The organism is Clostridium intestinale DSM 6191, from assembly GCF_900130055.1.
Classification (GTDB): Bacteria; Bacillota; Clostridia; order Clostridiales; family Clostridiaceae; genus Clostridium_T; species Clostridium_T intestinale.
In genome coordinates, this window is the sequence record NZ_FQXU01000005.1 from 307,087 (window position 1) to 332,561 (window position 25,475).

Below are 25,475 nucleotides of genomic sequence, written 5' to 3' on the forward strand. Positions count from 1 at the left end.
CTTTATGTAAGCCTTATAGTATTGATAATAATATAGTATTAAGTTATAATTCAATAAAAATATACACAATATAAAAATATATACAACAAAGTGGAGGATAGCTATAGAATATGTTAAAAATCTGGGGAAGAATAATGAAAAATGGCAAGATAATCAAAGATGATGTTGTTTTTTCAGATATAGATGGGACTTATCAAGAGAATTTAAAGCAATGCTTAATTCAGTTATGTGATAAATTTGATATCTCAAAACCTTACTGGTTACCTATAAATTTAGATCAATATAATCAAAGAAGCAAAACAATATTTAATGAACATAATTTCATAGAAGATATTGATTTTGATAAATTTGTCATTCAAGAAATAGATGATAAAAAATAACAAACGTTAAAAAGATGTATCATAAAACATAAATGTTTTTATATGATACATCTTTTTATATTTAAGCAGCAATATTTAAAAACTCATCTATTGATATTGAATATTGAGCTTCAACCTTAAAATCTTTCTCTTTTTTAAACCCTATATTCTTAAAAACATTCATGGAACGATGATTTTTATATTTGATTTTTGCAATAACCTTATCTGCCCTCCAATGAAAAAATGAATGTTTTAATCCTTGGAAGATTGCATTTGTACCAAGACCCATACCCCACTTTTCTTTTTCTCCTATAACGATAACCATTTCTACAACCTTTCCTTTAGGAATAAGTTTAAGAAATCCAATTGGAGAATCATCACCTATAGTTAAAATAAAGAAACTTCCATTTTGACTAAATAAATGAGTTAAAACAGGCAGGTTCACCCTGCTCATGACTTGTCTAATGCTATTACCTACATTCTGATCTTCATTTAGATATTGAGTTACATCTGAATCCTCTAACCATTTTATAAGTTCAAAGGCATCTGATGAAAAAACTTCCTGCCGTAATAGCACATTACCAGCCTTCATTAATACATCTCTCCTTAAAATATAATAAAAAACCTATAAAAATAGGTTTCCACTTATATGGAAATACTATCACCAAAATTATGATTAGTAAAATAGATAAAATAGTGTTAGGGAAGTTTAACTTCGGAAGTTAGCATATATCTTAACTTATCTTCTAAATCAGTACTGCACTATAAAGATAGATGATTTATAAAACGAAAAATAACAAATCATAAAGAAAAATGTTTATTTTATTAAAGAATATTAAGAAAATTAATGATATAATACAAATATATCAATTAATTGTTGATAATTTTAAATATATTAACTGATTAGGATTTGGTTTTTAAGTTTTGTTTAATGGCCATAAATAATGGCATTAATATATAAATTAAATACCTAGTGTATATTTTGAAGGAGGAAACTTAATGTTACAGTATCAAAAAAACAACGACGTTTTAGGAACCGTTAACAGAGGAAATCCAGCAGAATCGGGGCTATGCACTCTATGTAGAGCAGATTGTAATGGAAAATGTGAAAATTGGATGGCAAGTATGAAAGGAAGAAAAATACTGTATCCAAGAGATTTTGGAAAAGTTACAGCAGGCAGCTCTAATATAAATCATATAGGTGTCAGTTATAGTAATATTAGAATTCAAGGATATAATTATGGAGCAAGTGGACTTGCAGTAAATCTGACTAATAATGCAGATGATTGTATATTCCCTAACGTTAGTTTAGAAACTGAGTTTGGAAAAACACATAAAACAAAATCAAGAATTCCTATTATGACAGGGGCATTAGGGTCAACATTTATTGCACAAAAATATTGGAGATCTTTTGCTGTTGGAGCAGCTTTAGTTGGTTTTCCTATAGTAGTTGGAGAAAATGTGGTAGGAATAGATAAAGATGCAGTTATAGAAAATGGAAAGATAGTTAAGGCTCCAGAATTAGATAGAAGAATTGAAGAATATTTAAAATATTATGATGGATATGGTGCTATAATCATTCAAATGAATGTTGAAGATACTAGAAATGGTGTAGCGGAATACGTAATAAATAAATATGGAGATAATGTAATTATAGAATTAAAATGGGGACAAGGTGCAAAAAATATAGGTGGAGAAATACAGGTTAATTCCCTAGAATATGCGTTGTTCTTAAAAGATAGAGGATATATAGTAGATCCTGACCCAAGTATAAAAGAAGTTCAAGAGGCTTTTAAAGCTGGTGCTATAAAAGCTTTTGCAAGACACAGTAGGCTAGGATACACAGACTTAAATAGTGTTGATGAAGTAAGAGAAGGGTTTATGAAGGCTATAGATGGCTTAAGAAGTTTAGGTTATAAGAGGATTACTTTAAAGACGGGTTCTTATGGAATGGAAGCATTGGCTATGGCTATAAAGTTTGCAACAGAGGCTAAACTTGACTTACTTACAATTGATGGTTCTGGAGGAGGCACTGGAATGAGTCCATGGAACATGATGGAGTCATGGGGTGTACCATCAATAAATCTTCATGCCAAAGCATATGAATATGGAAAGATATTAGAAGATTTGGGTTATGATGTAGTAGATATGGCATTTGCAGGTGGACTTGCTAAGGAAGATCAAATATTTAAAGCATTAGCATTAGGTGCTCCATTTACTAAATTAGTTTGTATGGGAAGAGGATTAATGATACCAGCCTTCCTAGGAGCAAATATAGAGGGTGTTTTATATCCAGATAGAAAAGATGAGATAAATGGTAATTGGAATTCGATGCCTAAACATATTTTAGATGAATTTGGAGGTACTCCTGAAAAAATATTCGCAGGTTACTACGATGTAAAGAAAAAAATAGGGGAAGAGGAAATGAGAAATATTCCACTTGGAGCTATAGCTGTATGGACTTTAGCAGATAAACTTTCAGCAGGATTGCAACAGCTTATGGCAGGTGTAAGAAAGTTCAATGTAAGTGATATTTCAAGAGATGATATATTCTCGGCTAATAGAGAAACGGAAAAAGAGACTGGAATTAAGTTCATGACTGATGTTAAAGATGAAATTGCAAAAGAAATATTAAAAAGAAAATAATTAAACAAACTTTAGGGAAAGATGTTGTAAACTTATATTTAATTGGTTTGCAGCATCTTTTAACTTTACATAAAATATAGAAAATACATTTAACATTAAGATTACAAATGTGTTAAAAATTAACATAATATTAACAACATTTTTCTTTAAACTGAATTAAACTATACTTGAGAGTCTAAAAAAGAAGGGGGAAACATTTTGTTTAAATTTTTTAAATCAAAAAAGCTTATTTCTTCACTGGTTGCTTTGTTTATTGGTTTTAACTTAGCAACACCGACACTTAAGGCATTTGCGGAAACTGGTAGCGATTCCATAAATGTAGAATTATTAGCTACAAGTGATTTACATGGAAAATTTTTCACATGGGATTATGCAACTAACAAAGAGGATAAGACAGGAAGTATGGCGCAACTTCAGACTATACTTAAAGGGCTTAGAAGCAATAATCCTAATTCCATTTTAGTTGATGCTGGAGATACTATACAAGGTAACTCATCACAATTATTCTTAAATGATCCTATTCATCCAATGATTCTTGGAATGAATGAAATGGGATATGATACTTGGAGTTATGGTAATCATGAATTTAATTATGGAGTTCCTACTCTTAAAAAGATTACTTCTGAATTAAATTCAAAGACAACAGCTTTATGTGCAAATGTATACGAAAAAGATGGTGTAACAAGACTTGCAGAACCTTACAAAATTGTTGTAAGACCAGGACTAGATGGTGATACAGTTAAAGTGGCCATATTAGGAATGGTTACTCCTAATATTGTAAGATGGGATGCTGCTAATTTAAAAGATTATGTAGTAACAAATCCTGTTGATGAAGCAAAAAAATTAATACCAGAACTTAAAGAAAAAGCTGATGTAATAATTGCGGTAGTTCATATGTCAGAAAGTAATGAATATGATGAACAAGGGTCAGGAGCTATAGATTTAGCAAATGCGTGCCCTGATTTAACTGCAATAGTTGCAGCACATGAACACAAGGCAATGAATCAAACATTCCATAATAATATTTTAACTACTGAAAACAAAAATGGAGCAGCAACTTTAGCTCAAATGAATATAAAACTTGTTAAAAAAGATAATAAATATGTAGTTGAAGATAAAACAAAAGATGTTACATCTAAACTTGTATGGGTTCAAGATCAAACTACAAAAGCTATAAACTATGAAGCAGATACAGATTTATCTTCTAAGTTTATGCCGTACCATGAAAGAGCGAAAGCAGATGCAGAAACAGTTATAGGAACACTTAAAGGTGGAGACTTAGTACCATCAAATGAGATAAGTGGAATTCCTAGCGCTCAAGTTCAAGATACAGCTATGATTGACCTTATAAATAATGTTCAAATGAATTACACTGGTGCAAAAGTAGCTTCTTCTGCAATGTTTAATGCTAATGCAAACATCAAAGAAGGAAACATTCAAAAATCAGGATCAGCATTAATCTATCCATATGATAATACTTTATATAAACTTCAAATGAATGGAAAACAACTTAAAGCTTACATGGAATGGTCAGCAAAATACTATAACCAATTTAAACAAGGAGATTTAACAATATCCTTTAATCCAAATGTAAGAGCATATAACTATGATATGTTTAGCGGAGTTAAATATGATGTTGATATATCTCAGCCAGAAGGAAGCAGAATTAAAAATCTAACTTGGGCAGATACAGGAAAAGCTGTTAAAGATGATGAAAGTTTTATTATTGCAGTAAATAATTATAGAGCTAACTCACATCTTCTAAAAGCTGGAGAAGTATATAAACAAGGAGAAGAACTTCCAAAGCTTATAGAAAGCGATGTACAAGGTGGAGTTGGAGTAAGAGATTTAATAGGACAATACATTAAAGACGTGAAAGGTGGAACTATTACTCCAGAAGTAGATAATAACTGGAAGATAATAGGCAACAATTGGGACTCTGTACAAAGAGCGACAGCAGTTAAGTTAATAAATGATGGTACATTAAAATTACCAACTTCAGAAGATGGTAGAACTCCAAATGTTAAATCTATAAACTTTAGTGATTTAAAAGGATTAGGATATAAAAATATTGACGTGGTATCCTTTAATGATTTCCATGGTTCACTTAAAGAAGAGGGAAAAAACATTGGAGCAGCTAAATTAGCTCAAGCTATAAATGATGTAAGAAAATCAAATCCTAACACAATAGTTGTTGCTGGAGGGGATATTTACCAAGGAAGTGCTATGTCAAATCTTAAATATGGTAAGCCAGTATCAGATATGCTTAAGGCTATAGGAATTGAGGCATCATCAGTAGGAAACCATGAATTTGATTGGGGGCTAGATTATATAAATCAATGGGCAAAAGATGGAGAATTTGATTTCTTAGCATCTAATATATATGACAAAGCTACAGGAAAACCTGTAACTTGGGCAAAACCTTATAAGGTAATAGAAAAAGATGGAGTAAAGGTTGGTCTTATTGGACTTACTACACCAGAAACAGCATACAAAACAAAACCTGAAAATGTTAAAAATTTAGAGTTTAGAGATCCAGTTAAAGCTGGTAATGAATGGGCTGCTAAGCTAAAAAGCGGTGAAGTTCCAGAAGGTAAAGTTGATGTAGTAATAGCTTTAACTCATCTTGGAGCAGCTCAAGATTCAAAAACTGGAGTTATTACTGGGGAAGCAGCAGATTTAGCTAAAGGTGCAGTTGGAATAGATGGAATAATTGCTGCACATACACATTTACAAGTAAGTGGAACAGTTAATAACATTCCGATAGTTGAAGGTTATTATAATGGAAGATCACTTGCGAGATTAACTATAAACTTAGATTCAAGCAACAAGATTTTAGGGGTAACACCATCTAGAGACGATCTTTATACAAGAGTAGGTACTTTAGCAGTTGATGGTACAGTTAAGGGGATTGTTGATAAATATAATGAAGAATTAAAACCTATACTTGATGAAGTTGTTGGTAGCACAGATAAGGATCTAACTCATGATAAAAATGCTCCAGGAGTTTCACTAATAGGACAATGGACATCAGATGTTATGAAAGCAAAAGCTGATACTCAAATAGCTATAACAAATGGTGGTGGACTTAGAATACCATTAATCGAAAAAGGTAATATCACTATGGGTAAAATGTATGAGTTGATGCCATTTGATAACACCTTAGTAAAAATGGAACTTAAAGGTTCAGATTTAAAAAGAGTTTTAGAAAATGCTATAGGAAATGAATCCATAGGATGGGGACAATTCACAGGAGTAAAGGTATATTATGATATAAATAAACCTTTAGGAAGCAGAATATTAGGAATGTACCTAATGGACGGAACTAAGGTTGATATGGATAAGTACTATACTGTAGTTACTAATGACTTTATGGCAACTGGCGGAGACGGTTATGACTTTACTGGTGCTAAGAATGTATTAGATACAGGAATTCCAATAAGAGAAGCCCTAGTTGAAAGCTTAAAAGAACTAAAAGCTAAGGGTAAAGAATTATCAGTTACTAAAGTAGAATATGCAATAGCTGGACAACCTCCAATATCAGGTGGAAATGAAGAACCACAAACTCCAGGAAATAATGGTGGAGAAACATCAGGAGGAAATCTTCCAAAAACAGGTTCATTAATAGATTTAGATACTTTGGGAGGATTAGGAGCAATTATAGCAGTCCTTGGAACAGTTGTATTAGTTAGAGAAAAGAGAAGAAGAAAAACAATAGCATAGTTGATAGTAGTTAACATGAGGCCCATCAAATAAGAAGTTGTTTGATGGGCCTTTTTAATATTTATTTGGGATACAGAAACTTCATATTTCAGAAAGAAATATGAAAAACACAATTGTAATTTATTACCATGAACTTTATAATGAAAGTGTAAATAATATGGGGGAACTATGGAAGAAAGGAATATAATAACGTGAAAAGTGTAAAAGAAAATGTTTATGAGTTTATTCAACAAGAGATTTATAGCAAAAATATAGATGGATTGCAAACAAAGGAGATAGCGAGTGCATTAGGAATGCAACGATCTAATGTAAGTGCTTCATTAAATGAGTTGGTAAAAGAAGGTAAGCTTATTAAAACAACAACAAGACCAGTTTATTACAATCTTCCAAAACAATTAAATCAAAGTTCAGATAAATCTTGTTTTAGTGAACTAGTAGGATACAATGGGAGTTTAAGAAATGCAGTTCAACTAGCAAAAGCAGCAATTTTATATCCACGTTCTAGCTTAAATGTTTTACTTTCTTCTAAAACTGGATGTGGGACAACATATTTTGCTTCTTTGATGTTTGAGTTTGCTAAAGAAATGGGTATTTTATCTAAAGGTTCATCATATATGAAGATTAACTGCAGACATTACTCTAAAAATGTTTCTGTGTTAAGTGATGAGCTTTTTGGAGCTAAAGATGATTTAGCTAATAGTTGTTTTGTAAAAGCGCAAGGTGGAATGTTATTCATAGACAATGTTGATTTGTTAGATGCTAAGCAGCAAAGTAGGCTCTTTACTTTTTTAGATACTGGTAAGATTTATTCAGAAGATAAATCTAAGTTTATAGACTGTAATGACTTATTTTTAGCCTTAGCATGTTCCCCACAAAGTGGGCTACAGATAAATCGTATGATTCCTGTTAGCATAGAATTACCAGAATTAAAGCAACGTCCGTTGAAAGAAAGATTTGAACTCATTAATCACTTTTTTCAAGTTGAAGCATCTAATTCAGAACGTTCAATTGAAGTCAGTGTAGAATCTATTAAAGCCTTATTATTATCAGATTTCACTTATAATGTTAAAGGTTTAGAGTTTGATATTAAAGCTGCATGTGCTAATGCTTATGTACGTGTAGTTAATGAATCAAAGCAAAACATTTGTGTATGCGTTAATGATTTTAAGGGGCAAATTAGAAAGAGTTTATTGCAACTGAAGAGCTTTAATACTGAGATAGATTTACTCATAGGAAATAGGGAATCTATAATTTATGATAAAAGCATAACAAATGATGGATATTATAATTCTAATATTGAAGTAGATATGTACTCTGAAATTAAGAAACAATATGATGAATTATCTAATTTAGGAATTAATGATAGTAGTATTGAAAATGTCATGAATAATCATATTCGAAACTTATTTAAAAAATATCATTACTACAATGTATTTGATGATTTGAGTAATTTAGAGCAGCTTTCTAAAATAGTGGATCAAAAAGTAATTGATATTGTAACCAGATTTTTAAATATCACGAAAAAGGAACTTGGAATAAACTTAAAATCAAACGTGTTTTATGGTCTTTGTTTACATATAAATTCTTTACTCACATTAAACTTTAGTCATAAAAGGGTAGACAATGATCAAGTTATTAAATTTATTGAAGATTATCCCCAAGAGTATGCAGCTAGTGTACAGTTTGCAGGAGTTTTGAAAGAAAAGTTAAACTTAGAGTTACCTATCCATGAAATTGTGTTGATTTCCATGTTTCTAATTGAATCAGATGAAAATAGTGATGAAGGTCATCCTGTTCTTCTTTATATTATGCATGGAAGTGGTACAGCCTCCTCGTTAAAAGATATTACCAATAGTTTGACTCATTGCAATAATTCGTATAGTTATGATTTAGCTTTAGATATTGGAAGTAAGCAAGCTATGGAAGAAATCAAAGCTTTAATTGAGAAAATTGATTGTGGAAAAGGTGTAATTGTAATATATGATATGGGATCTATAAAAACAATGCTGGAAACTATTGCGGAAGAAACAGATATTAAAATTAGATATATAAATATACCAGTAACATTAATTGGAATAGATGTTGCCAGAAAGTGCTCCATGGAAAGTGACATAGACTATGTCTATCATATGGCTAACCTAGAACTTAATAATATGCAGAGAAATGAAGAAAAGCATAACAGTATTATAATTACTCTTTGCCATACAGGGGAAGGAGGAGCTATGCAATTAAAGCTATATATAGATCAGTATTCAAAGCTTGGGATGAAGACTATAGCACTTTCCATATCGGAAAGAGATGAGCTTCTAAAAGAAATTCTAATACTTAAGAAAACATATAGAATCCACAGTTTTGTTGGAACTTATGATCCTAAATTATTAGGAATCCCATTCATTTCTATTAAAAAGATTTTTGAGACCTCAAAGGAGAATTTAGATCGTGTACTTATGTTTGAACCATTAAATACATCCTCAATTAATTATAAGGATGTATATAACTATTTAGAAGAGCAGTTTAGATATACATCAATACCTAAGATAAAAACCATTTTACCAAGTGTTATAGATGAACTTAATATGTATTACTCATTAACTGAAAATCAAAGAGTAGGATTGTTTATGCATTTAGCCTGCTTGTTAGAAAGACTATTAGAAGGTAAAAAAGTTAGTGATAATCCAGATAAAAACAAAATCATTTTATTATTTGAAGAAGATTATCAAGCTATTATTAGAATTCTTAAAACTTTAGAAAAAAACTTCAAGGTTATAATAGATGATAATGAGATTGCGACTATTATTATGATTTTAAAAAAGCTATAAAATAACATGCCTCCTTGCTAGAAGGCATGTTATTTTATGTTTATTTAGAGGGAACAGGTTCTAAAATATCTTCTCTATTTTTTATAATATTTTTTTGAATATCGTATAGCTTGTCAGTCATCCTTCCGTAGTAAACGGCTTCACTAAATAGTTTCATTAATTTATTATGTTTTCCTTCTTCGAAACTTTCAATATACTGATTAAATATAATCTTTAACCCTTCATCTAACACCTCAGTTTCAAAAGAAATTATAATTGTGTCAGCAAATGATTTGATTTGTGACTTGTAAAATTCATCTCTTTTATAATCTAAAATAGAAATCTCAATGCGAGTAAGCGTATCCTCAGCATTTTTTGTATACCTCAATCCTTTCTTGATATCTTTTACGCTTAGTTTATTGTTTGTGCATTGATAAATATTAGATAAGAGATCCTTTTCAAGAAAATCATAAAACTCTTTTTCAGTTATTTTTAAAACTCTAGTTAATTTCATAGATACATTATAACACAAATATTGGAAGAAATTTTTATAAAAGTAAAAAAATTCAAAAGAAATACTATCGAAGAAATGGATTATACACTAAAGTAAAATCTTAAGATAAAATAATACACTAGCTTAAATAGTGATAGAAAAACACAGTTTCTTAGGAATATTAAGTGTATTTTTATTAAATATACTTAATACACAGGTTTAAAAACCTCATTTTTAATCTTGTGGTAATTTTTGACAAACGGTATTTTATACACTAAACTAAAGTTAGCTTAAAGAAGTAAATCAATTGAAAAAGGAGGACTATTACATGAGTGAAGTAAACGATTTAACATCCATGACTATTATTGCAAACTCAGGTGATGCACGATCATTTGCATTCAAGGCACTGCAAGAGGCTAAAGAAGGGAATTATGAAGAAGCTGAGGAACTTTTAGTTAAGTCAGAAATTTCAGCAAACCTTGCACATAAAGCACAAACAGAATTGCTGTTTAAAGAAGCTAATGGAGATAAACAAGAGATTGATGTATTACTTATTCATTCTCAAGATCATTTAATGACAAGTATGCTTGCAGTTGAATTGATTAAAGAAATCATTTTACTTTATAAAAATAAATAAAAAAGGAGGAATAGGAATATGAAAATTTTATTAGTGTGTGCTGGGGGAATGTCAACTAGTATTTTGATGAAAAAGATGGAGAGCTATTGGAAAGAAGCTGGAGAGGAACTAGAAATTAAAGCTGTAGGATTAGCTGATTATCAAGATGTTTATACTCAATATGATATTGTAATGATGGGACCACAAGTATCCTATCGTCTAAAAGAAGTAAAAGAAAATACTGGACTTCCTTGTGCTCAAATTGAATCTTTTGATTATGCTATTGCAAATTGTCCTAATATTATGAAATTAGCTAAAAAATTATATTCTGAAAAATAATTAAAATAAGGAGAAGTAAGATGGAAAAGTTGTTTGAAAGTAAGTTCATGATAAAACTTCAAAATTTCGGTCAAGCATTAGGTAGTAATAAATTTTTATCTGCCCTACAAGCAGCAATGATGTCCCTAATGGGAGTTATTATGGTTGGAGCTATATCACAGATTATTTGCTCGGTTGGTAGTGAAACTTTATTAAATCTATTTACTTCAGATAGTAAAATATATCAAATAATCTATTTGCCTTATCAATTTTCAATGAACTCTCTATCCTTATGGGTTGTTGTTTTATTTGCATATAACTACGCAAAAAATTTAAAAATGAAGTCGCCAATTATGAATGCTGTTGATGCATTAATATGCTTCTTATTAGTTTCAGGTGCATTAATTAAATCTGAGGCAGGAATAACAAGTATCGATATGACTTATCTTGGTGCTCAAGGTATGTTTATTGGATTTATAGTTGTATTTATATCTGTACAAATTGAAAAATTCTGTGCTGATAAGAACATTCGTATAAAAATGCCAGATGTTGTACCACCTTTCCTACAAAACGGATTTGCTTCAATTTTACCTTTATTATTTAGTGCTATTATTTTCTTAATTATTTCAGTAGCTGTATCAGTAGGAACAGCAGGTGTTTATAGTGTTTGTTCAGGTTTTATGGCATTATTAGGTGCGCCATTAAATGCCTTAACATCAGTGCCAGGTATGTTTATACTATGTATATTTGCTGCACTTTTATGGTGTTTCGGTATTCATGGTACTATGATTTTGATTCCAATTATAATGCCGTTAGGTATACAAGCAGCAGTTTCAAATGGAGCAGCACATGCAGCTGGTCAACCATTAGTTTTCTATCCAGTAGCATTGTTTGGTGCCCTCGCTGTATGTGGTGGTACAGGTAATACACTACCTCTTGCACTATTTGGATTACGTTCTAAATCTAAACAAATCAGTGCTGTAGCAAAAATTTCTGCTGTTCCGGGATGGTTTGGAATCAATGAACCTCTTACATTTGGTATGCCAATAATGTACAATCCTGTTCTTTGTATTCCTTATGTATTAAATATTCCTATAGTAATGATATGCACATATATAGGATACAAAGTTGGGTTCCTACAACCTGCGTGGATAACTATTTCAGCATTGCTTCCAATGGGATTTGGTGCATATTTATCTACATTGAGATGGCAAAATGCAATTTGGGATTATTTAATGTTAATTCCTTCAGCAATTATTTGGTATCCATTCTTTAAGATTTATGAGAAGCAATTAATTGCTAAAGAGGTAGCTGCTTTTGCTGAAGAAAATGGAAACGTTACGATGTGAAATATGAAGCTGCCATAAGATAAATGGAACTTTTAAAATAAAAGATGGGGTGAGAAATATGAATTTTCCTAAAGAGTTTTTATGGGGTGGTGCAACAGCTGCCAATCAATATGAAGGCGGATGGAATGAAGGAGGAAAAGGAATAAATACATCAGATGTTATGACAGCTGGTTCTCATACTGTTCCTCGTAGATTGACTTATAAAAATGTGAAAACAGGTGAAACTGGAGATGTATTTGGGTTTGGACCAAATGTAAAATTACCAGAAGATTGTATTCCAGTAGTTATTAATGGAGAATATTATCCAAGTCATGTTGCAACAGATTTCTATCATTATTATAAGGAAGACATTGCATATATGGGAGAAATGGGGTTTAAAACATTCAGATTAAGTATGAATTGGGCTCGTATATTTCCAAATGGAGATGATAAAGAGCCTAATCATGAGGGGTTGAAATTTTATGATAATGTTTTTGATGAATGCAAAAAATACGGTATAGAACCATTAGTAACATTATCCCATTATGAAACACCAATTCATTTAGCAATTGAATATGGTGGTTGGTCAAATAGAAAATGTATAGATTTCTTTGAAACCTATGCAAAAACAGTTTTTAAGCATTATGAGGGGAAAGTAAAGTACTGGTTAACCTTTAATGAAATAAATTGTATGGAATTTGCTCCTTTTGTTGCAGGGGGAGTAACTAATCCAACGCCGCAAAATAAAGCACAAGCAGCACACAATCAGTTTGTAGCAAGTGCAAAAGCAGTAAAAGCAGCTCATGAAATAAATGATGAAATAAAAGTAGGGCAGATGCTTGCATATCAACCTATATATGCATATACCTGTGATCCAGAAGATCAATTGATGGCTATGGAAATGGCCCAAACCGGTTTGTTCTATTCTGATGTACAAACAGGGGGACATTATCCAGCTTATAGACTAAAGAAATATGAAAGAGAAGGAATTGTATTAGAGACAGAAAAAGAGGATTTTGAACTAATAGAAAAATACACTGCTGACTTCTTAAGTTTTTCTTGTTACGGATCTAGTACCTTTACAACTCACGATGATGTTGATAAAAGCGGTGGAAATCTTGTTATGGGAATAAAAAATCCATATTTAGAAACTAATGCTTGGGGATGGTCCATTGATCCAGCATGTTTAAGAATTGCATTAAATACTTTATATGATCGTTACCATAAGCCATTGTGGATTGTAGAAAATGGTATTGGATGGGATGATAAAAAAGAGGAAGATGGAAGCATTCATGATACTTATCGTATAGACTATTTACGCAAAAACATCAAATCCATGAGAGATGCAATTAATATTGATGGTGTTGAATTAATGGGTTATACAATGTGGGGATGTATTGATTTGATATCAGCAGGTACAGGAGAAATGAAAAAACGTTATGGTTTTGTTTATGTAGATCGTGATGATAAGGGAAATGGAACACTAGAAAGAAGTAAAAAGGATAGCTTCTACTGGTACAAGAAAGTGATAGAAACTCAAGGTGCAGATTTAGAATGATATAACTGATAACAGATATCAAGAGGCCCATCAAACAATAAGGTTGTTTGATGGGCCTCTTTTGCAGTTAAATATTAAATATTGCAACTTACCATTCATATATTACAACTTACAATAGATCATATTGAGTGGAGTAATTTACTGGCATATACTATAGATGTAATGAGAAGGACAAGGGGGAGTGAAATGAAGATTACTATTGAGAATATTCCAGATGAATGTGAACCAGAGATAATAATAAGATGTAATGAGCCAGATGAATCATTATTACAACTTATTTATTCCATCAAATCATCTAATAAAAAACTTATTGGAGTTATAGATTCACAATTGCATGTTATCAATCCTAAAGATGTGTTTTATTTTGAGTCAGTGGATAATAAGGTTTTTATTTATTGTAAGGACAAGGTTTTTGAATCTAGGTTAAAGCTTTATGAGATAGAGGCAGAATATAAAAATGGAGATTTTTTTAGAGCTACAAAATCAACAATTTTGAACATTACAAAAATAGCGTCTATAAGTCCTGTTTTTTATGGAAAATTTGAAGCGTCACTTCAAAATGGAGAAAAGGTGGTTATTTCTAGACAATATGTTCCTGTATTAAGAAAAAAATTAGGATTATGAGGAGGATTTATTATGAATTTAAATAGATATATTAAAGATGTAACTAAAGATATTTTTACAACTTGTGGTTTACTAACTGGTGCTATTGTTTTATTTTCAAGTCTTTATTCTAGAGATATGATTGAAACATCATTCCTTTTACAGGCTATATTGCTATCATGTGCATATACCTTTTATAAGTATGCACTTATAAACAAATATGATTTCAAGAAAAAGGCCCAGCTTATTAATTTTTCTGTATTCTCTTTTCTTGCATATAGTATGGTTATAATATGGTTATTCTTATTTACTACTAACAGTAATATTGATAGAAGGCTCATGATACTTTATGTTTTAGTGATAGGTATTGTAAAGGTACTAGTATATGTGATGATGAATATCAATGGAAATATCCAAGCAAAACAGCTTAATGAAAAGCTTAGTAAGTACAATGAAGGAAAGATATGAGTAATTAAAAGTACTTTTGTAGGTTTGGTAAGTTTATGAAGAGGTAGAATTCATCGCTTTAGTACTAATATGTGAGCATATAAGTGAATTTAATAATAGGACCTTCTTTACTATAATATAAGTAAGATGATTAAAAAGTGAGGTTTTATTATGAAAGATATTATTATTAGAGAGGCACAAGATAAGGATATTAGTAAAATAGCGACGCTTATTTACAATACTGAGCCAGATCCTAAATACGTTTGAGGGGGAGAAACTCCTGAGGAAACATTAGAAAACTTAGAAGAACTAATCAGAGAAGAAGATTCAAGGTATAGTAAAGAAAATATAACTGTAGCTGCTTTTAATGATGAAGTTTTAGGTGCAATAGTTATGATACCCTATGAAGATTTAGATAAACTAACAATTAGAACTGATTTTAGAGTTATTAATTGGGTTGAAGGATTAAGAGATAAGCTCTATTTTTTAATGAAAAGAGTTAATTATATAAGATTTCGTGAATGTAAAAAAGGTGATTTATATGTATCTAATATTGCAACTTCATCTAGAGCAAGAGGTTTAGGAATAGGTAAAGCTCTTATGAAATATGCTGAACAAACCGCTAAGAAGGAAGAGTATAATGGTGTTTCGCTATTAGCTAAGAATGAACAGGTATCAAAATTCTATGAGAAGTTAGATTACAAAAAGATATATGATAAGATTACCTTCGGTGAAAGAATAATAAAGATGGCTAAGTTTGTATAAGATAAGAGATGTTGTGTGATATCATGCAGCATCTTTTTTGTTTTCTTCATATAATCTTTAAAAAAACTTGATATAATTAAGAGAATCTATAAAACTAGAGGTGAAACATGAACAACATATTGATAATAGAAGATGAAGAAAAGGTTGGAGAGGTAATTAAGGCCTATCTAGAAAAAGAGGGGTATAAGGTGTACCATGAAACAAGAGGACTGATGGGCCTTGAACTGTTCAAGAAAATAGATTTCAAACTTGTTATATTAGATTTGATGCTTCCAGATATCAGTGGAGAAGAAGTTTGTGAGAAAATAAGAAGTTTTTCTGATAATAAATCAGAGGTCTATCTGTTCATGTTAACTGCAAAAGGGTCATTAGAAAACAAGATAGAAGGATTAAATATGGGAGCAGATGAATATTTAGTTAAACCATTTAGTCCTAGAGAACTTACAGCTAGAGTAAATGCTTTATTTAGAAGAATAGGAGCTGAGGTTAAGGACGATATACTTTCCTTTAATGATGGAAAGCTTATAATCAACAATGATAAAAGAAGTGTTTTCATAAATGGAGTAGAGGTTTCAGTTACTCCAAATGAATTTGATATCTTATATGTATTAGCAAAAAATAATGGAAAAGTACTATCAAGAGAACAACTTATAGATAAGGTTTTTGGCTTGGATTTTGATGGATATGATAGAACAATAGATGTACATATTAAAAATCTCCGTAAGAAGATAGAGGAAGATAGCAAAAATCCTAAATATATAATAACTGTAATGAAGGTAGGTTATAAATTTGGTGGTGATAGTTAGTGCAATCAATTAGAAGAAGATTAAGTATACTGTTTGTCGTATGTTCTATTATAGCTATTCTTTTTATAATTCTGTTTGTTAATCTTACTATAAACAACAAGTTTAATAAATACATGCAGGATATACAAGATAAGCGGTACGAAAGAATAGTTGATTACATGCAGGAAGTATATAAGAAGGATGGAAAGTGGAGTGAGAATTCGGGAAAAGAGTTAGCTCATGAAGCTTATATGGGAAGCTACTGCATCACTCTTTATGATAAAAATAAGGATGTTGTATGGGGCATGGATCCTAAAGATATAAAGTTTAACTCTATGATGATGGAGAGTAATGGAGTATATTCAACTAAAAAATTTGATATAGTTGTTGATAATCAAATAGTTGGATATGTAGATATAGGACAATATTCATCTGTATTATTAACAGAAGAGGATATCAACTTCAAATCATCTATAAACAAGAGTATCATTTTAAGTGGAGTATCAGCCATGATATTAATAATAGGGATAAGTATGTATTTCTCTAAACAGTTTACATCTCCTATTAAAGAGGTCATAGATAGGTCTGTAAATTTATCTAATGGGGAATTTGAAGGTACATCAAACATGAAAACTAATATCAAAGAATTAGAAGAGTTAAAAAGCAGTATTGATGTATTAGCTCAAAAACTTAGCAATCAAGATAAGCTTAGAAAACAGTTGATTTCTGATATGTCCCATGAAATAAGAACACCGTTAAATGTACTTCAAAATAATCTAGAAGCAATGATAGACGGAGTTTTTCCAGTTACAGATGAAAGACTTAGTTATCTAAATGAAGAGGTTATAAGATTTGGAAAACTTCTAAATAATTTAGATACTCTAAAAGAATTTGAATCAGAAAGTATAAGATACAACTTTGAAATAATAAATTTGGAAGAACTACTAGATGATTTATGCAAGGATTATTATATGATTTCAAAAAGAAAGAATATACAACTTAGTTATTTTGTAGAGTCAAAAAATGACTTTAGTATTTCTGCTGATGTTGATAAGTTAAAGCAAGTTTTTATAAACTTAATATCAAATGCAATAAAGTTCACTAAAGAAAAAGGTAACATATCTATAATATTATACTCGGAGAATAATAAAAGTATAGTTGAGATTAAGGATGATGGAGTAGGTATTAATAAGGAGGATTTGCCCTTTATATTTGAAAGGCTTTATAGAGGAGATAAAAGCAGGCACAAAACAGAAGGCAATGGGATTGGACTTACAGTAGTTAAAAACATACTACAGATGCATTCTGCAAAAATAGAGGTAGAAAGTGAAGTAGGAGAAGGAACTACCTTTAGAATATATTTTGAAGAAGCCATTAGGAATTAAATTCTGATGGCTTCTAATTGTTTGATATGGAAAATAATATAATATAAGTATATAATTTTATTAAAAGGAGGGAATGTCGTGGAAAATAAAAATACAAAAAATATCGTAAGAGCAGCAATACTATTAGCAATAGCTATAGTGGTACAGTTTATAGGGAAAAATGTTCCGGAAGTAAACCAATTTTTAGTTGGACCTTTAGTAAACAGTGTACTTCTGTTAACAGCATTTATCTGTGGAACTAAATGGGGAGGAATAACAGGAGCTTTAACACCTATAATGGCATTACTTGTTGGACAACTTGCCTCACCAATGATGCCTTTTATACCTTTTATAATGATAGGAAATATTTTATATGTGGTTGTATTTGGGGTGTTAAAAGATAAAAACTTTGGTCTTTATATAGGGATTTTAGCAGGAGCATTTATTAAATTTATATTCTTATATTTATCAGCTACAAAGCTTGTATATGTATTTGGATTAAACTTACCAGAGAAAATATTAGCAAAGCTTGCAGTGTCAATGGGATTTACTCAATTTATAACTGCAATAGCAGGTGGAATTATAACTGTGATCATTATAAAAATACTTAAACAAAGAAAGGTTATTATCTAAGATGTACTAGGATTATCTAGTACACCCTACATATTGGTGAAGACTTATGAAAATATTAAGATACTTATTAATTTTTATTCCAATAAGCATAGTGGGAGAGTTTTTACACTTTTCACCTACAATAATGTTTTTGCTTGCAGCACTTGCAATTGTACCTTTAGCTGGATTAATGGGAGAGGCAACTGAGGAAATATCAGTGTATACAGGTCCTAAGCTTGGAGGGTTTTTAAATGCAACCTTTGGTAATGCTACTGAACTTATAATATCATTTTTTGCACTAAAACAAGGACTGTTTGATGTAGTTAAAGCCTCTATAGCAGGATCTGTTATAGGAAATATACTTTTGGTGCTTGGAGCAAGCATCCTTGCAGGAGGAATAAAGTATAAAACTCAAACCTTTAACAAAAAGGTAGTAGAAGTATCCTCAAGCATGCTTTTATTTGCAGTAATTGGACTTGCTATACCGGCAATATTCACTCATACAGTGAGCCCAGAACTTTTAAATAGTAAATATGAAGGATTGAGTATTGTAGTTGCTGCAATAATGTTTATTATTTACTTATTGAGTTTATTTTTTAATTTTTATACTCATAAAGATGTATATGCAGTTGAACATGAAGAAGAAGGAGAAGCTAAGTGGTCCTTAAAGAAATCTATTTTGGTTTTAGTATTTGCAACAGTTTTAATAGCTGTGGAAAGTGAATTTTTAGTAAGCGCAGTAGAACCAATGACAGAAGCTTTGGGATTAAGTACCTTCTTTGTTGGTATAATTCTTATTCCTATCATAGGAAATGCAGCAGAGCACAGCACTGCAATAGTGATGGCAATAAAAAACAAAATGGATGTAGCTATTGAAATTGCTATAGGATCAAGCCTGCAGATAGTTTTATTTGTAACTCCAGTACTTATATTCTTAAGCTTATTATTTACTCCTATGGATATAGTTTTTAATGAGTTTGAGCTTATATCACTTATAGTTGCAGTACTTATAGCTAATAGAGTAGCAAGTGATGGAGAATCAAACTGGCTTGAAGGAGTTCAGTTATTAGCTGTATACGCTATAATTGGAGCAGCCTTTTTCATATTTTAATTTTGATAACTATAACAGGGGAATTTATAGCTGCTGGAGCTAAACTTAGAGAAGCTATAAGATATGTGGATTTAATAAGTGAGTATTATACTAAAAAGAAAGATTAAAGGGAGTTCAAGTAACTCCTTTTTATTTATTCTTTTTATTGTCTAAAGCAAGCCCAATTGCGATACCGAGACATAGTCCAAGTGCTAATTGGTCAAATAATATTCCAAGTACAAGTCCAATTCCGACAAAAATAGGAAAATAGTAATTGTTATTATTTTTATTATTGTTGTCACTCATATAATTCACCCCTATAAATTTATAACTGATGTGGTGTATAAGCTATTTTATTAAAATAATGTTTTCCTTATTATATATGACTTATATGGGAAAATATACTGAAATAATATTTATATAAATGTTGGATGGAATAATATTAAACTTACACATTCATTTTTATAAAATGATAAAATATTAAGTAATACTCAAAAATTCTGTAACCACTTTTTCACCACATGATAACATATATTAACTGAAAAAAAGTAGAATTATGTGATAAAATTATAATATGTAAGAAAATTGGATATAATTACAGAAAAGTTAGATAATCGAGGTGAATAATGAAGGATATTGCGAACATACTAGAAAGAATTGTTGATAATGTTGAGAATGTAATAATAGGAAAAAGAGAAACTGTTGAGTTAGTTGTAATTTCTTTGGCGTGTAATGGACATGTTCTTATAGAGGATATCCCTGGAGTTGGGAAAACTAGTCTTGTTTCAGCTCTTGCAAAATCAATAAATGCAAGTTTTAAGAGAATACAATTTACACCTGATATTTTGCCATCAGATATAACTGGATTTACTATGTTTAATCAAAAGACTAGAGAGTTTGAGTATCGTCATGGTTCAATAATGAGTCAAATAATACTTGCAGACGAAATAAATAGAACTTCACCTAAAACTCAGGCAAGTTTACTTGAAGTAATGGAAGAAAATCAAGTAACAGTTGATGGTACAACATATAAGGTTCCTAAACCTTTCATGGTTCTTGCAACTCAAAATCCAATAGAGTATCTAGGTACTTATCCCCTTCCAGAGGCACAACTTGATAGATTTTTAATGAAGATATCAATAGGTTATCCTAAAAATGAAGATGAAAGTAGAATACTTGCAAATCTTCAGTATGAAAATCCACTTAATAATCTTAGTTTTGTTGCAGATAGCAGTGATATAATTTGGGTTCAAGAAGAAATCAAAAAGATTCATTTAGATGAAAGCTTAAGAAACTATATAGTAGCTATAGTTGAGAAAACTCGTAATCATCCTGATGTAGTTATAGGTTCAAGTATAAGAGGATCTATTTCTCTATTTAGAGCAGCACAGGCGTGGGCTTTCTATAATAGCAGAAATTATGTGATTCCTGATGATATTATAAAAATGATGGTACCAGTACTTTCTCATAGATTAGTTTTAAGTCAAGGAGCAAAGCTTAAGAAAATTGGACCAGAAGATATTCTTAAAGATATAGTACAAAGTGTACGCGTTCCTTTGGTGAGATAGATGAAAGCAAATAGAGTTTCATATATATTCATTCTTTTCATGGTACTGATGTTTGTATACTATTATGGAGGTAAGGTTCCATATATGCTCTTATATACAGTACTGACCCTTCCTATAGTATCATTTTCAAATCTTGTTTTTGGATATTTTGGTTTTAAATATTCACAAGAACTAGAGAGAAACTCAGTTGAAAAGGGGGAAAAGGTAAGGTACATCTTAACTGTTATAAACAATGGATTATTTCTTCTTCCATATGTGAATATAGAATTACATGACAGCGCTAATAACAAGTCGCAAAAGGCTTCAAGTAAAAATGTGTTCATCCCTCCTTTTAGTAAAAGAAGATTTAAGCTTGAGTATATTTATAAGTATAGAGGAGAATTTCAAGTAGGAGTTAAGAGCATTGAAATGAGGGACTTCCTTGGAATATTTAAATTAAAATATAAAGCTAAAAAACCTCTTAAAGTCAAGGTTTATCCTAGACTTATAAATATAGAACGATTTTATGTAAGGGAAGATATGCACACTTACAATTCCTTAAGTCATAAGGGTATATATGAGGATACTTCTGTAGTTGATGAAATAAATAAATATAATTATGGAGATAGCTTAAATAGGGTACATTGGAAGCTTACAGCAAAGATGAATGAGATGATGGTAAAGAAGTTTGAAGGAACTGAAGCTCAGAATCTACTGTTTATATTTGACCTTAAGAAAAACTCTTATAAAGAAGAAACGAATAACCTAATTGAAGATAAACAAATTGAGGCTTCAATTGGTGTTTTAAAATATCTGATAGATACTAGTGCTGAAGTTAAATTTTCTTATTACGACAAAAAGATAGTTAATTTGGAATGCAGAAGCCCTATGGATTTTGAAAATCTTTATAGATTTTTTTCCACAGTTAAGTTTAATCAAGATATAAATATTGAAGATATTATCTCCCTTATGGTAGATGAAAATGTAAATATGCAAAACATACTTATAGCAACCTCAAATATAAATTATGCACTTTATGAAGTTTTATATAAGGTAAAAACGGCTAGTAATAATATAGGATTAATTTATGTATCTCCCAAAGAGATTGAAGGCGAAAATGAGGATATAAGCGGAATTCTAAAAGGGCTAAAGGAGATTGGAATAAGCTTATATTATATAAATATAACAAGTGATATAAAAACTGTGCTTGAAAATGGAGGGGATATAATAGATGAAAAAATTTAAGAATACTTTTATAAATGTAATAATGAGTATATTCTTTAGCTTCAGCTTTATCCACTCAATTATCCAGATTACAGTTATGAAGTCAAGTTATAACTCATTATATGTATTTATAGTAGTTTCTATATTTACCTCCATATACACCATCATATTAAGAGATAAAAGAAATGAAAAAATTTCAGCTTTAGCTTTTTTCTTAATTTCATTAGGTTTATTTCTTTATTTTATCAAAAATCAACAAACCTTTAAGATCATAGAAAGTTATATAACTGGAGAAGAAACTCCTACAATAGAACATCAAAAATACATCTTTTTTGGAATAGCTATTGTTGTTTCACTGTTAGTATATATATTTACAGTTAGAAAGTTTAACTTCTATTTTCTATTAATTGTGGGGGGAACTTTATTTTCCATACTGTGGATTAATAAATTCTTTATTAAATCATCTTTTTATCTTTATGTATTTCTGATTTTGCTTTCCTATTTTAAGCATATATACATAAGAAGTATTCCTAAAGAGAAAAGAAGTTCTAGTGAAGTTCCAGCATCATTTTTACTTTCAGCGGTTCCAATATGCTTAGTGATTTTTATATTTGCCTATATGATTCCTCCTTTAAGCAATGAAGATATAAAGTGGAAGTGGATGGACTTAAAGATAAAATCAGCTCATAGCTATGTTAGAACGAAACTAAATATAAACACCACAAAACCTTTTAACTTAAGTTCTACAGGGTTTAATCCTAAAGGTTCAAAACTAGGAGGAGATACAGATCTTGATAATACATTAGTAATGAGTGTGGAGTCCCCTAGGGGAGGTATATATTTAAAGGGTGCAGTAAGAGATACATATACTGGCTACTCCTGGGAAACTAGTGATTCAGAGCTTACGAATCTAGGGGAAGTGAATACACTTTTATCATTTAATGAGGATTTGCTTGAACTATCAGAAGGAAGCAAACTTATACTTGATGGGCCTATTTTTTTAGATCAACTCTTTGATAAGGTACCAATAAAAATCACTTATGAAAATCTACAAACAAATACGATTTTTGTACCATCAAAAACAGAGGAGTTAAATTTTGGTGATAAAAATACAAGGATTTTTGTTGATAATTATGGAGTAGTATCTAGTGACATTTTATTTGATAGACGATTTGAGTATATGGTGAATCTTTATGACATCAATAAAAATAGAGAACAACTGGATTATCTAGGTTCAAAAAGCAGCAGAGGACTATATAGAGATTATTTAAGTGGAACTAAAAAGAGTGGTCAGTATGCTTTAAGTTCATCATCACAATGGAATATTAAAAAGTATGATGAGATTTCAAATGATAGGTATTCGAAATATTTAGAAGTTCCAGCTAGTGTACCAAGTAGAGTAAAAGAACTTGCTTTAGAAATAACATCTAAGCCCAAAAATGATTATGATAAAGTAAAAGCCATTGAAAGTTATCTATCAGAAAACTATAAATACACCTTAAAACCTGGAAGTGTACCTCAAGGTAGCGACTTTGTAGATTACTTTTTGTTTGATAAAAAAGTTGGCTATTGCACATATTTTGCTTCGGCTATGACTATTTTAACTCGTTCCTTAGGACTTCCAGCGAGATATGTTGAAGGATATGTTCTTCCCAATAGTCCAACTTATGGTACAACATATCAAGTTACAAATAATAGAGCACATGCTTGGGTTGAGGTTTATTTTGAAGGGTTAGGTTGGATTCCTTTTGAACCTACAGCAGCATTTTCACAAAATTTAAGTCAAGAAGCTGTTGCTAATCCTATAAATAATCCTGTAGATAATAGAGAAAATCAACCTGAGAGTAATGAAAGCTCCTCAAGTACCAACAAGAATTTAAGAGAAGAGAAGGAAGAGGAAACTCAAACAGTTAATAAAAGCTCTGATCCTAAAAACCTAGGTTTAAAAGTTGGCTTAGCTATATTTTTAATATCAGTATTATGGATAGCAGGCTTTTCTCCAATTAAACGAAGATATTATATGGATAAATTGAAAAAATTAACTACTGAAGAACAAGTATTAGAACTTTATGATTATTTTTTAAAAGCTCTTTCTGTTCAAGGACTTAAGCTTGAACAAGGAGAGACTCCGCTAAAATATTCGATGAGAGTAGTAGAAAACTCTAATTTATCAGAATTTAATAGCGTAACTTATATATTTATAAAGGCTAGGTATAGTAATACTTCGGTTGATGAGAAGGAATTAAAATTTATAATAGATTTTTATAATAAGTTTCCACAGTACTCTAAGGAGAGAATAGGAGTATTTAAGTTTTTTCTTTATAGCAAGATACTTGGAGTGATGTAAATATTAGACTATTTTTAGAGAGAGTTTTTGTGTAAATACTATACAGTCATAGTGAAATAAAAACATTATAAAACCCCAATATAACGAGATCATTTGTAGTGATTGTTATATTGGGGTTTTAACAATTCAATTAAACAAAAAAAATACTTGACCGTTCATTCTCTTATTGATATACTCAGTATATAAATTAAAGAACGGTCATTCTTTAATTTTAAATTATAAAAATAAGTTCAAATAAAGAAAGTATATGATTGGAGGTAAAAATGGGAAGAAGCAGAGAGTTTGATGAAGAAGTTGCTCTTCATAAAGCGATGGAATTATTTTGGGAGCAAGGTTATGAGAAGACATCTATGGGAGACTTAGTGGATCATATGGGAATACATAGAAAAAGTTTATATGATACCTTTGGTGATAAACATACCTTATATCTTAAAGCTATAGATTGCTATAAAGAATATATCCAAGAGAAGATAAAAGAAAAAACGCTAAATGCTGAAACTTCAAGTAAAGCTATAGAAACTATTTTTGAATATGCTATTGGAGGAGAAAAAGATAAATCATTAGGATGTTTACTTGTAAATGCAACTACTGAACTGGCGCTAAGAGATAGAGAGGTTGAGGAAAAGACAGAAGAGTCTTTTTTAAGAACAGAGAGTCTTTTTGCGGAACTTGTTCGAAAAGGACAACAGACAGGAGAATTTTCAAAAAACTTTAATGCAGATGATTTAGCGGGAATTTTACATAGCACACTGCTTGGAATTAGGGTATATACTAGAACTTCAGTGAGCAAAGAAAAGTTACATCATATAGTAGATAATTTATTAGCAATGTTTAAAAATTAATTAAGAGGAG

Annotated in this window: 22 protein-coding genes; 19 read left to right on the plus strand and 3 right to left on the minus strand. The window is 30.4% G+C overall.

Annotated features, from left to right (window positions below; all coding sequences use genetic code 11):
• The first annotated feature begins 110 nt into the window (after window positions 1–110).
• Window positions 111–380: a hypothetical protein gene (locus tag BUA92_RS07990; RefSeq protein WP_073018489.1), complete on the plus strand. Its 270-nt coding sequence runs from the start codon at window positions 111–113 to the stop codon at window positions 378–380.
• Between the two features lie 61 nt (window positions 381–441).
• Here BUA92_RS07990 and BUA92_RS07995 read toward each other — a convergent pair whose 3' ends face one another.
• Window positions 442–951 (minus strand): GNAT family N-acetyltransferase, encoded by a 510-nt coding sequence (locus BUA92_RS07995; RefSeq protein ID WP_073018490.1) that lies wholly within the window; start codon window positions 949–951, stop codon window positions 442–444.
• 407 nt (window positions 952–1,358) lie between these two features.
• On the opposite strand from BUA92_RS07995, the gene BUA92_RS08000 reads away from it, so the two are divergent.
• The 3 genes from BUA92_RS08000 (at window position 1,359) to BUA92_RS08010 (ending at window position 9,547) form a co-directional block, all read left to right on the plus strand.
• Entirely contained in the window at window positions 1,359–3,005 is a 1,647-nt protein-coding gene (locus BUA92_RS08000) for a glutamate synthase-related protein (RefSeq protein WP_073018491.1), read from the plus strand.
• Window positions 3,006–3,203: 198 nt separating this feature from the next.
• Window positions 3,204–6,728, plus strand: coding sequence for a 5'-nucleotidase C-terminal domain-containing protein (locus BUA92_RS08005; RefSeq protein WP_073018492.1), 3,525 nt, complete (start codon window positions 3,204–3,206; stop codon window positions 6,726–6,728).
• Window positions 6,729–6,919: 191 nt separating this feature from the next.
• Window positions 6,920–9,547, plus strand: a complete 2,628-nt coding sequence (locus BUA92_RS08010; RefSeq protein ID WP_073018493.1) for a PRD domain-containing protein — start codon at window positions 6,920–6,922, stop codon at window positions 9,545–9,547.
• Window positions 9,548–9,587: 40 nt separating this feature from the next.
• Here BUA92_RS08010 and BUA92_RS08015 read toward each other — a convergent pair whose 3' ends face one another.
• Complete coding sequence (locus tag BUA92_RS08015) at window positions 9,588–10,040, minus strand: DUF3284 domain-containing protein (RefSeq protein ID WP_073018494.1); 453 nt, start codon at window positions 10,038–10,040, stop codon at window positions 9,588–9,590.
• 307 nt (window positions 10,041–10,347) lie between these two features.
• Here BUA92_RS08015 and BUA92_RS08020 point away from each other — a divergent pair, with 307 nt between their 5' ends.
• The 11 genes from BUA92_RS08020 to cax all read left to right on the plus strand — a co-directional run bounded on the left by BUA92_RS08020 (window position 10,348) and on the right by cax (window position 19,526).
• Window positions 10,348–10,656: a PTS lactose/cellobiose transporter subunit IIA gene (locus BUA92_RS08020; protein WP_073018495.1), complete on the plus strand. Its 309-nt coding sequence runs from the start codon at window positions 10,348–10,350 to the stop codon at window positions 10,654–10,656.
• Window positions 10,657–10,674: 18 nt separating this feature from the next.
• Entirely contained in the window at window positions 10,675–10,974 is a 300-nt protein-coding gene (locus BUA92_RS08025) for a PTS sugar transporter subunit IIB (protein WP_073018497.1), read from the plus strand.
• 20 nt (window positions 10,975–10,994) lie between these two features.
• Window positions 10,995–12,302, plus strand: coding sequence for a PTS sugar transporter subunit IIC (locus BUA92_RS08030; RefSeq protein ID WP_073018500.1), 1,308 nt, complete (start codon window positions 10,995–10,997; stop codon window positions 12,300–12,302).
• A gap of 58 nt (window positions 12,303–12,360) precedes the next feature.
• Window positions 12,361–13,839 (plus strand): family 1 glycosylhydrolase, encoded by a 1,479-nt coding sequence (locus BUA92_RS08035; RefSeq protein ID WP_073018502.1) that lies wholly within the window; start codon window positions 12,361–12,363, stop codon window positions 13,837–13,839.
• A 186-nt stretch (window positions 13,840–14,025) separates the two neighbouring features.
• Window positions 14,026–14,463 carry a LytTR family DNA-binding domain-containing protein gene (locus BUA92_RS08040; protein ID WP_073018504.1) on the plus strand — a complete coding sequence of 146 codons (438 nt, stop codon included), beginning with the start codon at window positions 14,026–14,028 and terminating at the stop codon, window positions 14,461–14,463.
• A 12-nt stretch (window positions 14,464–14,475) separates the two neighbouring features.
• The gene (locus tag BUA92_RS08045; RefSeq protein ID WP_073018506.1) at window positions 14,476–14,910 is read left to right on the plus strand and encodes a hypothetical protein; all 435 of its coding nucleotides are present in this window, start codon (window positions 14,476–14,478) and stop codon (window positions 14,908–14,910) included.
• A 291-nt stretch (window positions 14,911–15,201) separates the two neighbouring features.
• Window positions 15,202–15,654 carry a GNAT family N-acetyltransferase gene (locus tag BUA92_RS08050; RefSeq protein WP_073018508.1) on the plus strand — a complete coding sequence of 151 codons (453 nt, stop codon included), beginning with the start codon at window positions 15,202–15,204 and terminating at the stop codon, window positions 15,652–15,654.
• A 107-nt stretch (window positions 15,655–15,761) separates the two neighbouring features.
• Entirely contained in the window at window positions 15,762–16,460 is a 699-nt protein-coding gene (locus tag BUA92_RS08055) for a response regulator transcription factor (protein ID WP_073018510.1), read from the plus strand.
• The gene (locus tag BUA92_RS08060; protein ID WP_073018512.1) at window positions 16,460–17,824 is read left to right on the plus strand and encodes a sensor histidine kinase; all 1,365 of its coding nucleotides are present in this window, start codon (window positions 16,460–16,462) and stop codon (window positions 17,822–17,824) included. The genes BUA92_RS08055 and BUA92_RS08060 overlap by 1 nt, the downstream gene beginning before the upstream one ends.
• Before the next feature lie 78 nt (window positions 17,825–17,902).
• The gene (locus BUA92_RS08065; protein ID WP_073018514.1) at window positions 17,903–18,436 is read left to right on the plus strand and encodes an ECF transporter S component; all 534 of its coding nucleotides are present in this window, start codon (window positions 17,903–17,905) and stop codon (window positions 18,434–18,436) included.
• Between the two features lie 46 nt (window positions 18,437–18,482).
• The gene (gene cax / locus BUA92_RS08070) at window positions 18,483–19,526 is read left to right on the plus strand and encodes a calcium/proton exchanger (protein WP_073018516.1); all 1,044 of its coding nucleotides are present in this window, start codon (window positions 18,483–18,485) and stop codon (window positions 19,524–19,526) included.
• A gap of 129 nt (window positions 19,527–19,655) precedes the next feature.
• On the opposite strand, the gene BUA92_RS23245 is transcribed toward cax, so the two are convergent.
• Window positions 19,656–19,811 carry a glycine zipper domain-containing protein gene (locus BUA92_RS23245; RefSeq protein ID WP_175550874.1) on the minus strand — a complete coding sequence of 52 codons (156 nt, stop codon included), beginning with the start codon at window positions 19,809–19,811 and terminating at the stop codon, window positions 19,656–19,658.
• Window positions 19,812–20,131: 320 nt separating this feature from the next.
• Between BUA92_RS23245 and BUA92_RS08075 the strand changes: the two genes are divergently transcribed.
• The 4 genes from BUA92_RS08075 to BUA92_RS08090 all read left to right on the plus strand — a co-directional run bounded on the left by BUA92_RS08075 (window position 20,132) and on the right by BUA92_RS08090 (window position 25,465).
• Entirely contained in the window at window positions 20,132–21,073 is a 942-nt protein-coding gene (locus BUA92_RS08075; RefSeq protein ID WP_073018517.1) for an AAA family ATPase, read from the plus strand.
• Window positions 21,074–22,297: a DUF58 domain-containing protein gene (locus BUA92_RS08080; RefSeq protein ID WP_073018518.1), complete on the plus strand. Its 1,224-nt coding sequence runs from the start codon at window positions 21,074–21,076 to the stop codon at window positions 22,295–22,297. It begins immediately after the preceding gene.
• Window positions 22,284–24,623 (plus strand): transglutaminase-like domain-containing protein, encoded by a 2,340-nt coding sequence (locus BUA92_RS08085; protein ID WP_073018519.1) that lies wholly within the window; start codon window positions 22,284–22,286, stop codon window positions 24,621–24,623. The genes BUA92_RS08080 and BUA92_RS08085 overlap by 14 nt, the downstream gene beginning before the upstream one ends.
• 263 nt (window positions 24,624–24,886) lie before the next feature.
• Window positions 24,887–25,465, plus strand: a complete 579-nt coding sequence (locus BUA92_RS08090; RefSeq protein ID WP_073018520.1) for a TetR/AcrR family transcriptional regulator — start codon at window positions 24,887–24,889, stop codon at window positions 25,463–25,465.
• The last annotated feature ends 10 nt before the right edge of the window (window positions 25,466–25,475 follow it).